This is a genomic window from Loktanella atrilutea (assembly GCF_900128995.1).
GTDB classification, from domain to species: Bacteria; Pseudomonadota; Alphaproteobacteria; order Rhodobacterales; family Rhodobacteraceae; genus Loktanella; species Loktanella atrilutea.
Map to the genome: position 1 here is coordinate 19,071 of NZ_FQUE01000020.1, position 8,377 is coordinate 27,447.

An 8,377-nucleotide genomic window follows, 5' to 3' on the forward strand; every position below is an offset into this window, starting at 1 on the left:
CCTTCCAATCTGAAGGTCAAAAGTTGAAGCATGTTTGCGCCGCGCATGAAGAGGCTGAAGCCGTTGATCGCATAATGCGCTCTTACAAGACACACAACCCTGAGATTTTAAGTGTGAAGCGGCTTGGCGTGTTGCCTGTGAAACTCAAACGTTAGTGCCGTTTTCCAATAAAGAGTGTTTTTGGCGCTAATATCGCCAGAAACCGCTAAGATAAAATAATTCTTAAGAAAATTGGCGCTAGAGACATAAGCGGTTGCAGACCTTTATCTATCGAACGTAAGATAATTAAGTAATGCGCTACTGTTTCCGAAGGGCAAGTCCATAAAAGTTTGGAAGTTGCGATAAAATAATTTACGTTCGGGATATTAAAGATTGGGAAGTAAGACCTAAGATGACTGGAAATGACGAATTTTTGTTCTTTATAATTGCTGGATTCGTCGGCGGTTTTGTCAATGTCATAGCTGGTGGAGCCAAGCTTTTTGTCTTCCCCATGCTTCTGGCCTTCGGATTGCCACCGCTTGTTGCAAATGCGACCGCAACAGTTGGGCTGTGGCCTGCACAGCTGCCAGGTGCTTGGGTGTTTAGAGACACTCTTGCAAGGGATCGGAAGGGGCATGCTCTAGACGCCCTAATTACTGCAACCGGCGCCGTTATCGGAGTAGTGTTGTTATATACTCTTGGGGAGGCTGTTTTTTTGCCTCTAGTCCCTGCTTTCTTGGCAATAGCTGTAGTTGCGATCCTGTTCGGTGATTATCTGCCAAAGTTGGGTCAGCGTTTGGCAGTGAACAGGGTAGCAGCGCGAGCGCTCTTTTTTTTGACAGGTATTTATGCATTTTACTTCGGTGCAGGATATGGATTTATGATCATGGCGGCTGTGTTTCTTGCTGGCGAAAGCTCCATCCATGTAGCGGGAGCGCGTAAAAACTTCATATCATTTGGAGCGAATACGGCAGCAGTTATTCTGCTTTCCATGACAGGTCTTGTTGCATGGGAGGCAGCGATTGCGATATTACTTGGTGGACTTGTTGGCGGCGGATTTGGCGGTAGAGCAATGAATTTTATTCCACAAAAAAGTTTGAAAGTCATCGTTGCGGGATTCGGATTCACGCTCGTCGCTAGATATATATTGTTTTTATGAAAAACGGCATATGTGAGCAGTTAGTGTGAGTTTTTCCCAGCAAAAACTTACATCCCAAAAAGGACCGTTTGGTGAGCAGTCGTCAAGGTCTGCTGTGCTAGACTTTACAGACCTTCGCTGCTCGGTAAAAAGGGGTCCGAACCGGCGCGGCGACGCACAGTATCGGAACCGGCATCAATGGATACCCAAGTCAGGAAGTGATGTAATCCTACGTGATGGAATTTACAGACAATCACCGTAACGCGCTTGATGACATCCTCAGATGGCGGCGCGACGTCCGGCATTTCAAACCTGACCCGGTCGATGATGCCGTTCTGGATCGGCTCCGACTGCGGATGGATGTTGCGCCTTCGGTCGGCAACGCGCGTCCTTGGCGGATCGTAAAGGTCGAAAGCGCAAGCGTCCGTGCGCAGATTGTCGAAAACTTCGAGGCCTGTAATGCCGAAGCCGCGCGTCAGTACGACGCCGAAGCGCGGAGCACGTATCTTGCCCTGAAGCTCGCCGGATTGCGCGAGGCACCCGTCCATCTTGCCGTTTTCACCGAACAGGAGGTTTCCGAGGGTCGTGGTCTAGGGCGGCAGACCATGCCTGAAACGCTCGTCTATTCGACCGTCATGGCGATCCACACCCTGTGGCTGGCTGCTCGGGCTGAACAAATCGGGATCGGTTGGGTCTCTATACTCGACCCAGTCGCCGTCGCAGCCACTCTCGACGTCCCGCCAAGTTGGTCGTTTACCGCATATCTCTGCCTTGGCCATGCAGAAACGGAAACCGATACACCCCTTCTTCACGAACGGGACTGGCAGAGAAATACAAGAAACGAATGGCGGATCGTATGACCGCAAACGCGGAGCGGCCATCAAATGTGTGGTGCCCAATGGCCCGGTAAGCGGACTTTTCGGCCACTCACTCAAATCCGACAATTTCGACTGCCTCAGAACGGATCGACGATACCGTTCGCTTTCAAGCCCTGTTTGTTTTCGGTGACTGTCCCATCCTTGTTGAGGTGGAAGCTCACGGCAGCGGACGAATTCGGGCCCGGCATGACCAGTAACAATCCTTTAGCGGTGCGCAGGACTTCACCTCTGTCAGAGCAGCTCCCGAACTGGGGGGATGCGCGGAGGCCAGCGTCGTCGAGTGTTCCCCAGATGTAATATCCAGCGCATTCGTGTTCGCCTGTAGCCAGAAAGATCAAGAAGGAATTGCCCGACAGGGCTTCGACCTCCGGAAGATATGCGCTTCGAAAGGTTAGTCTGTCGACATCGGTGGCAAGCGTCAGATCATTGTTGGCGTAGGTCTGCGTCATGAGGACAGAGCCGAGAGGCAGTCGTATTTCAGTGGAATTGTCTGCAAAGGCTGGCCCCGCAACGACAGACACCATCAGTGCAAGGCCGGAAGTAGTAAGGCGAACACACGTTTTTCTCATCAGGTTCATCTTCTCGTGGGTTTTCTTTTCCAGATATTCAAAGCCGTTTGCTGCGAGATGATACGCACCCGTGCATGGAGTCTATGCGGGCCATAGCGCCTCAAAGAGCGCGAAAAACGGCTGATCTCCGCTTGTTCCAAAGGCTCTTTCTCACACCGGCTCGATCTCGATGGTCACATGAGAGAGTTCGCCCAGATGAGCGAGACGCTCACGGTATTCCGACAGCTGGCGCGGTGCCTTGGCACGGACGGCGATGATGGCACCGTGATGTCCCGGGCCGAGTTGCCAAACATGCAGGTCGGTCACCCGCTCTCCCTCGCCTTCGATGGCCTCGCGGATCTGGGCGGGAAGATCCTCGTCTTCGGGCAGGTAATCGACCAGGACAGCGCCGGCGTCGGTGAGAAGCCCCCAGGACCAGCGGGCAATGACCAGCGCGCCTACGATCCCAATGAGTGGATCGAGCCACAGCCAGCCGTAGGCACGGCCCGCCAGCAAGGCCGCGATCGCGAGGACCGAAGTAAGCGCATCGGCGAGCACGTGAAGGTAGGCGGCGCGAAGATTGTTGTCAGTCCCGTGGTGGTGATCGTGCGCGTGGCCATGATGATGTCCGTGTCCCTCGCTCAGAAGTGCCGCGCAGCCGAGATTGACGACAAGACCAATGACAGCGACGACGGTCGCCTGTCCGAAGTCGATGCCGACGGGGTTTGCCAGCCGCACCAAGCTCTCCCAACCGATCAGCAGGGCGACGACACCGAGCACCACCGCGCTACCGAACCCGGCGAGATCTCCGAGTTTGCCGGTGCCGAAGGTAAAGCGTGAATTGCGCGCGTGGCGCTTTGCATAGCGATACGAAAGGGCCGTGATCAGTAGGGCCGCGGCATGAGTTGACATGTGCCAGCCATCGGCCAATAGCGCCATCGAGCCATAAAAGGTGCCCGCCGCGATCTCGACCACCATCATCGTGGCGGTGATGGCGATGACGGCCCAGGTGCGTCGGGCGTTCCGGTCGTGTTGAGCGCCAAGAAAGACGTGATCGTGGGTCGCATTTTCGTTGGCATCAATCGCTGACGTGCCGTGGGTATGGTGATCATGATCGTGCATGAAAAAGTCCCTCTTCTATTTCAGGTAGCTGCGCAGGACGGAGGACAGATCCTCTACGCCTCTCCGACGCGCCTCTTCGTCATCGACATCGAGCACGTGATGCTGGAGATGCGCATCGAGAAGTTCATTGGTCAGTCCGGCGATGGCACCGCGAACGGAGGCAACGAGATGAAGGATCTCGCCGCAATCCTTTTCGCCGTCGACTGCGCGCTCGATCGCTTCCATCTGCCCGCGTAGTCGTCTGACCCGCCCGAGTAGCTTCGCCTTGTCATCGGCCAGATGGCTCATTTGGTTGTCCTGATATAGCATAGGGGGTATAGCTATATTACGCGTGCTCTCTGACGAAAATCAAGTGCGCTGTGCCAAGGTGCTCTAACTGCTCATCAGACCTTGCCCCATCGTGAGGCGGCGTCTCACCAATTTCTGGAGGCCTTCGATGTCGACAACCATCAAGCTCGCGATCGGCAGCATCTTCGTTGGCGTGATCGTCCTCGCGATCAAGATGCTCGCGTGGTGGCTCACCGGATCGGTAGCGCTGTTTTCCGACGCCCTTGAAAGCACAGTCAACGTCGCAACAGCCATCGCAGCTTTGATCGCGATCCGGATCGCGATGCGTCCTGCAGATGCATCGCATCCCTACGGTCATGAAATGGCGGAGTTCTTCAGCGCGGTGCTCGAGGGCGTGATGATCATCGTCGCTGCTCTTTTGATCCTGCGCGAGGCATACGGCGGATTTCTCAATCCGGTGGCGCTCGACCTGCCGATTGAGGGTCTTCTGGTGAACGGTGTTGCGACCGCCATCAACGCAGTCTGGGCGTGGATTCTTGTGACACGCGGGCGCACGGCGAAGTTGCCAGCACTTGTCGCAGACGGGAAGCACCTCTTCACCGACGTCGTGACCTCGGCAGGCGTAGCGTTCGGCGTTCTGCTGGCGACTATTACCGGGTGGTGGATACTCGACCCGTTGATGGCCGCTGGGGTTGCTATCAACATCCTGTGGTCGGGGTCGAAAATCATGAAGGAATCATTGAGCGGACTGATGGACGAGGCTGTGCCGCAAAATACACTCGAAACCGTTCGCAATGTCATCTCGAGGGAAGCCGGCGGGGCAATGGAAGCGCACGATCTGCGTACGCGGCACGCGGGGAGCACGACTTTCATCGACTTTCATCTCGTAGTCCCGGGTGAAACCACAGTGTTCGATGCGCATGAGATCTGCGATCGCGTTGAGGCCGCGTTGGTTGAAGCGGTGCCTGGTGCGAAGATCCCCATCCATGTCGAGCCGGATCACAAGCAGAAACACTCCGGTATCGTCGTTTTGGCGTGACGGTGACCTCCGCTAAAGCTCACCTCGCTGTGACAGTCATAAATACTGCTTTTTCTGCTGAATAATAGCGACAGTGTTTCGCTGCCCGCGATAGCAACCATTCGCTGCCTCGCAGGCAATTTGCAAGGTGGGCTCACTGCGGGCCTTCGCCCCGTACGGCAGGAAGGTCCAGTTAGCGGACAAAGCTACCATAAGCTTATTATCCGTTTCTCAGATCAGCTTCATCGCCGTTGAGGCCCACCACCCAATGGCAATCGCGGCAGCCAACCAGATCACCACAACCGTGATCACTGCCGCGCGGCTTTTTGAAAGGGTCATATGCAGGTCGGCCTTCGACCTGAGATCAGCCATCACATCGCCGGGAACGAGTCGGACGGCCAGCAAAATGCCGAGCGGCACGAAGATCGCGTCATCGAGATATCCGAGCACCGGAATGAAATCTGGAATCAGGTCTATAGGACTGAGGGCATACGCGACAACGCAGGCCGCGACGACCTTTGCGAGCCACGGAACGCGCGGATCACGGGCCGCAAGGTAAAGTGCGACCACGTCGCGCTTTATCGCGCGGGCCCAGTCCCGCAGCCGATCCAATATCATGGTCCGTTTCATGCGCGTGTCGTCACCTCATTTGGAATCGGCACCATGAGCACGAGGAATGCGCCTGCACGGATCAATAAGAACCGGACTTCGGGGATGCCCTGCGCTTCGCTTCCCGTCTTACGCTGAGGAACAGAACAGCGATGCAACCCAGCAGCAGGACCAAGCCGCCTGCGAGGGGTGGCAGACTGGTCGCGTCGATCAGCACCGCAGCGAGCCCGACCGTCGCGAGAATTGTGGCTGTGAGCCGGGCGTCAGCAACAAACATGCTGAACAGCTCTGAAAACACGTCCTTCAGGATGTTCATACTGTCACCTCAATAGGCTTCCGCACGATACGGGCTGCCGTCAATCCCGCGACAAGAAAGAGGGCCGCAAATACGAACAGCGCAAGGTCTTGCCCCGGCCAGTCCACGCCCAATCCCTCGCCGGTCCAGAACACCCCGAAGGCTGATAGCATCACGCCGACGCCGAACTTGAGGGTATTTTCCGGCACACGTGCCAGCGGTCGGTGGGCAATGACCCCGACCAAAAGCACCAGTGCGCAGGCCGCAAGTGCGCCCAGACTTGCAGGCCAAAGCATCCCGCGTCCTGCTCCGACAGCGATCACGATGAAGATGACTTCAAGCCCTTCGAGTAGCACCGCCTTGAAAGCGGCGATCCCCGCGATCCAGTCCTGCGACGTTTGCCGCCGTTCGACCTCGGCGGTCAGGCCCGCCGTTTCTTTTGCGAAGATCGCATCCTCGTCGTGAAGCGGGATGACGCCGCCCGCCCGCAACGCGGCCTTGCGCAGCCAGCCAATGCCGAACAACAACAGAAGCACGCCGATCACCAGTTGCAACAGGTGAAGCGGCACCTGATCCAGAAGCGGACCGAGTATCACGACAATGGCCGCCAAGACGAACAGAGCTGCCCCCGTTCCAAGCATTGCAGGTTTCCAGCCGCGCAGCGTAGCGACCACCAGGACGATCGTAAAAGCCTCAACAACTTCGACAATCGAGGCCAGAAAGGCTGCCCCGACGGCGGGGCCTGCCGTGGACCATTCAAGCATTGCCACTTTCCTTTCTAGCTCTTGGGCGGTTCAGTCCCATCGCCGTGCCTCCTTGATTGCTTCGACGCGGCTCACAGCGATGTCGTCAAGAAGACGCTGGTCGAGTCTCGAAAGGTGAGCGCGTTGTCGTTGCCGGTCGAGCCAGAGCACGAGAGCCGTTGGTCCGATAGATCGCGAAAAGGAGGGCGCGAACCGGGCGAACGGGAACGGCCGTTGAACAGTCAGTGCATTCATCGGATTGGCCTCACTTGTTCTCATCATGCGCGTCGAAAACCTTGCGCGCGTAGTCATCCAGTACGGTGACGCAGCCTTTCAGCCGCTCCTGTGCCTCGGAGGCGCGGTCGGCGCCGTAGAAGTCGAGTTTCTGGATTTTCGTCAGCCAACCTTGAAGCTTCTTAAGATCGACATCGTTCTCTTCAAGCTCGGCATAGGTGAAATGGTTGGCCGTCACCTCCTTGGCGACTTCGGCCTCGAAGTCATCGCACTTGTCGATGAACTCCTCGTAGGCGTCGTCCCGCTCTGCTTTGAAACGAGCCAAGACCTTGGCCTCTTGACCGGGATCGAGGGCTACCGTTTCGAGGATGACCGACTCGCCCTGCGCCTCTTCAATGTCATTCTCCAGCATCTTGAGACGGCGAACGTGATCATCAGTTTTTGGAAGAAGACAGACCCCATTCTGAAGATAGATGGCCCCCATGCCCTTCAACTTGCGCCAAAGCGCTACCCGCTTGGCAGCTGGTTCGGGAGGAACCTTGTAGGTGAGCAGTAACCAGTAGATGTTTTCCATGACGTATTAATTATGTAACCGCCGTAACAAGTCAAGCGTTTCGGTGTGGACGTGTCAGGGTCGTGCTGCTCAAGTGCGTTGTTGTGGTGAATCGGAAATGTGCGATTGTAAGCTTGGCTAAGGCGTTAAGAGCAGACAATTACAAGAATAGCTCTTCGAAATTTAACCAATCGAGGCCCCTGCCCCGCCCTTTGGGCGTGTCACCGCGCTTCTCAGGCTCCAGCCGGCAGACCGGCTTGCGCCCGCAACGTCCCGCCCCATCCTCCCTGTCCGAATGGCCCGCGCCCTGTCTCTCCGAGCCAGTGTGCGGGCCTTCTGCCATGGTCGTCCTGGTCCGTGCCGATGCGCCCTGACGGGTTCCGATCGCTGGGGCGCGGTGCGGGGTTCGCGCGCGCGCGATACGCCGCTGCGCCGCTCAAAGAAAAAGAAAGCAAGACGGGGACCGCCGGTCCCCCACCGCAACCCTGAAACACTGCACCCAAAGGGGTGTCCCCGTCCTTCCTGCGCCTGCGGCTTTGTGCAGGCCGGGTGATCCCCCTCCCCTTTGGCTTTGATTTCAGCATTGCGGCGGTTCCCCCCCTGCCCTCGCCGGGAGGCAAGGTTTCAGAAGAGGGGCGCGCTTCGCGCTTCCTCGTCTGACCCCTCGCCCGATTTTCGGCACCAAGCCGGACACGTGGCACCACCACAAAGGACCAAGACCATGAACGACCAAGCCACCCTGTCGGCAGATGAGCAGGCCGAGATTGACCGCGCCGCCAAGATCGCAGAGCAGAACGACCGATTCCGCAAGACGTGGGGCGCAGACGTCACCGTTCCCGGCCAGATCGTCGTGACGCGCGGCGTGGCAAGCCTGTCCGCAGGCGCACAGGTGCAGATCATGCGGGCCGTGCAGACGTTCGACACCTTCACCGAGGACAACGACCCATATGGGGATCACACCTTCGGTGCTTT

Annotated in this window: 12 protein-coding genes; 4 read left to right on the plus strand and 8 right to left on the minus strand. The window is 57.2% G+C overall.

The features are described 5' to 3' along the window. Positions 1-391: 391 nt before the first annotated feature. Positions 392-1,138 (plus strand): sulfite exporter TauE/SafE family protein, encoded by a 747-nt coding sequence (locus tag BUA54_RS19265; protein WP_072858881.1) that lies wholly within the window; start codon positions 392-394, stop codon positions 1,136-1,138. 215 nt (positions 1,139-1,353) lie between these two features. Further along, a complete protein-coding gene (gene bluB / locus BUA54_RS19270) occupies positions 1,354-1,977 on the plus strand; it encodes a 5,6-dimethylbenzimidazole synthase (protein ID WP_072858882.1) in 624 nt (207 codons plus the stop codon). Between the two features lie 95 nt (positions 1,978-2,072). Here the strand turns inward: bluB and BUA54_RS19275 are convergent, their stop codons facing one another. The 3 genes from BUA54_RS19275 to BUA54_RS19285 form a co-directional block, all read right to left on the minus strand. Next, positions 2,073-2,573, minus strand: coding sequence for a hypothetical protein (locus BUA54_RS19275; protein ID WP_072858883.1), 501 nt, complete (start codon positions 2,571-2,573; stop codon positions 2,073-2,075). Positions 2,574-2,714: 141 nt separating this feature from the next. Beyond that, positions 2,715-3,665: a CDF family Co(II)/Ni(II) efflux transporter DmeF gene (gene dmeF, locus BUA54_RS19280; protein WP_084114667.1), complete on the minus strand. Its 951-nt coding sequence runs from the start codon at positions 3,663-3,665 to the stop codon at positions 2,715-2,717. A 15-nt stretch (positions 3,666-3,680) separates the two neighbouring features. Beyond that, positions 3,681-3,974, minus strand: a complete 294-nt coding sequence (locus tag BUA54_RS19285; protein WP_342742739.1) for a metal/formaldehyde-sensitive transcriptional repressor — start codon at positions 3,972-3,974, stop codon at positions 3,681-3,683. Positions 3,975-4,101: 127 nt separating this feature from the next. Between BUA54_RS19285 and BUA54_RS19290 the strand changes: the two genes are divergently transcribed. Beyond that, a complete protein-coding gene (locus BUA54_RS19290; protein WP_072858885.1) occupies positions 4,102-4,992 on the plus strand; it encodes a cation diffusion facilitator family transporter in 891 nt (296 codons plus the stop codon). Positions 4,993-5,202: 210 nt separating this feature from the next. Here the strand turns inward: BUA54_RS19290 and BUA54_RS21935 are convergent, their stop codons facing one another. From BUA54_RS21935 to BUA54_RS19315, 5 genes are all read right to left on the minus strand, one after another. Then, positions 5,203-5,601 (minus strand): YkvA family protein, encoded by a 399-nt coding sequence (locus tag BUA54_RS21935; protein WP_143155536.1) that lies wholly within the window; start codon positions 5,599-5,601, stop codon positions 5,203-5,205. Positions 5,602-5,662: 61 nt separating this feature from the next. Continuing rightward, entirely contained in the window at positions 5,663-5,896 is a 234-nt protein-coding gene (locus BUA54_RS19300; protein WP_072858886.1) for a hypothetical protein, read from the minus strand. Further along, a complete protein-coding gene (locus BUA54_RS19305) occupies positions 5,893-6,639 on the minus strand; it encodes a COG4280 domain-containing protein (RefSeq protein ID WP_072858887.1) in 747 nt (248 codons plus the stop codon). Before BUA54_RS19305 ends, BUA54_RS19300 begins: the two co-directional genes overlap by 4 nt. Before the next feature lie 30 nt (positions 6,640-6,669). Further along, entirely contained in the window at positions 6,670-6,930 is a 261-nt protein-coding gene (locus tag BUA54_RS21940; RefSeq protein ID WP_084114669.1) for a DUF1127 domain-containing protein, read from the minus strand. Continuing rightward, entirely contained in the window at positions 6,884-7,426 is a 543-nt protein-coding gene (locus tag BUA54_RS19315) for a Chromate resistance protein ChrB (protein ID WP_072858889.1), read from the minus strand. Before BUA54_RS19315 ends, BUA54_RS21940 begins: the two co-directional genes overlap by 47 nt. Positions 7,427-8,126: 700 nt before the next feature. Here BUA54_RS19315 and BUA54_RS19320 point away from each other — a divergent pair. Beyond that, positions 8,127-8,377: DUF3768 domain-containing protein (locus BUA54_RS19320; protein ID WP_143155537.1), on the plus strand; the 251-nt coding region annotated here is incomplete at its 3' end.

What these genes read in the sequence shown, in the direction of transcription:
- BUA54_RS19265 (WP_072858881.1), top strand. Translation starts at nt 392, where the DNA reads ATGACTGGAAATGACGAATTTTTGTTCTTTATAATTGCTGGATTCGTC.
- bluB (WP_072858882.1), top strand. Translation starts at nt 1,354, where the DNA reads ATGGAATTTACAGACAATCACCGTAACGCGCTTGATGACATCCTCAGA.
- BUA54_RS19275 (WP_072858883.1), bottom strand. Translation starts at nt 2,573, where the DNA reads ATGAACCTGATGAGAAAAACGTGTGTTCGCCTTACTACTTCCGGCCTT.
- dmeF (WP_084114667.1), bottom strand. Translation starts at nt 3,665, where the DNA reads ATGCACGATCATGATCACCATACCCACGGCACGTCAGCGATTGATGCC.
- BUA54_RS19285 (WP_342742739.1), bottom strand. Translation starts at nt 3,974, where the DNA reads ATGCTATATCAGGACAACCAAATGAGCCATCTGGCCGATGACAAGGCG.
- BUA54_RS19290 (WP_072858885.1), top strand. Translation starts at nt 4,102, where the DNA reads ATGTCGACAACCATCAAGCTCGCGATCGGCAGCATCTTCGTTGGCGTG.
- BUA54_RS21935 (WP_143155536.1), bottom strand. Translation starts at nt 5,601, where the DNA reads ATGAAACGGACCATGATATTGGATCGGCTGCGGGACTGGGCCCGCGCG.
- BUA54_RS19300 (WP_072858886.1), bottom strand. Translation starts at nt 5,896, where the DNA reads ATGAACATCCTGAAGGACGTGTTTTCAGAGCTGTTCAGCATGTTTGTT.
- BUA54_RS19305 (WP_072858887.1), bottom strand. Translation starts at nt 6,639, where the DNA reads ATGCTTGAATGGTCCACGGCAGGCCCCGCCGTCGGGGCAGCCTTTCTG.
- BUA54_RS21940 (WP_084114669.1), bottom strand. Translation starts at nt 6,930, where the DNA reads ATGACTACGCGCGCAAGGTTTTCGACGCGCATGATGAGAACAAGTGAG.
- BUA54_RS19315 (WP_072858889.1), bottom strand. Translation starts at nt 7,426, where the DNA reads ATGGAAAACATCTACTGGTTACTGCTCACCTACAAGGTTCCTCCCGAA.